The organism is Mesorhizobium sp. WSM4837, assembly GCF_055811435.1.
Genome location: NZ_JBVVQE010000204.1, coordinates 1 through 1,121, shown reverse-complemented (window position 1 = coordinate 1,121; position 1,121 = coordinate 1). Strand labels below are relative to the sequence as shown.

Below are 1,121 nucleotides of genomic sequence, written 5' to 3'. Positions count from 1 at the left end.
TGGCGTTGGTGCACGGATCTTTTATTGGTGTGGGTTTAGGCAAGCGGTAACCGCAATAGCCTTTGTAGCGTAGCCATGCCTTTCAAACACAATACCAGCCGCCGCCATCATATTGAGAAGATGAAGTTCAGGGTGACGAACTGGCCAGAATATGAGGCAGGACTTCGTCATCGCGGCAGTTTGACCCTGTGGGTGACGCCGGAAGCCCTGTCCAGGTGGCAAGCGCCAAGACGCAAGACACGTGGCGGCCAGCACCGCTATTCTGATCTGGCGATCGAGACCACCTTGACGCTGGGCCTTGTGTTTGGCCTGCGGCTGCGCCAGGCAGAAGGCTTGCTGGAATCGGTGCTGCAACTGATGGGGCTGGCGCTCGCTGTCCCCGATCATACCACCCTGAGCCGTCGGGCGCGGACATGGCAATCGCCCAACAAACGGCATGATCGCCAGGTTCCGCCGGAGGGACCAGTGCATGTTCTTGTCGACAGCACCGGCCTGCAGGTCTACGGCGCGGGTCAGTGGCTGGAGGAGAAGCACGGCGCCAGATCCCGTCGCAGTTGGCGCAAGCTGCATCTGGCACTGGATGCCGACAGCGGCGAGATCATTGCCCATACCCTGACTGATCAGGACACTGGCGATGTCTCTCAAGTTGAGCCACTACTCGACCAGATTGGCGGTCCGATCGGACAGTTTACTGCTGACGGCGCGCCTATGACGGAAAACCGACTTACGACGCAGTCATCGATCATAGCGCTGCCGCCGCAATCGTCATTCCGCCTCGTGCCAATGCGGTCGAACCATTCGACGATAGACCTCCCGGCCAAAGGGACCAGCATATCGCCGCAATCGGCAGAGACGGCCGGATGAAATGGCAGGTCTCCAACGGTTATGGCAAACGCTCGCTGGTCGAGACCGCCATAGGGCGATACAAGTCCACCATCGGGCGGCGTTTGCGGGCACGGTCGCTTCCCGTTCAGAAGACCGAAGTCGCCATCGGCTGCGCCGTCCTCAACCGCATGCTTGCCTGCGCACGCCCGAAATCCGCCCGCCGCAAGGCGGCCACGGCATAGTCTGCCGCTTCAAAGATCGACATCCGCTCAAGTCCGGACCCATGCACCAACGCC

1 pseudogene is annotated in these 1,121 nt (G+C 60.7%); it reads left to right on the top strand.

What is annotated here, in order from left to right:
- The first annotated feature begins 75 nt into the window (after positions 1-75).
- A pseudogene (locus AC0L3D_RS36710) lies at positions 76-1,067 on the top strand (IS5 family transposase).
- Positions 1,068-1,121: the final 54 nt, after the last annotated feature.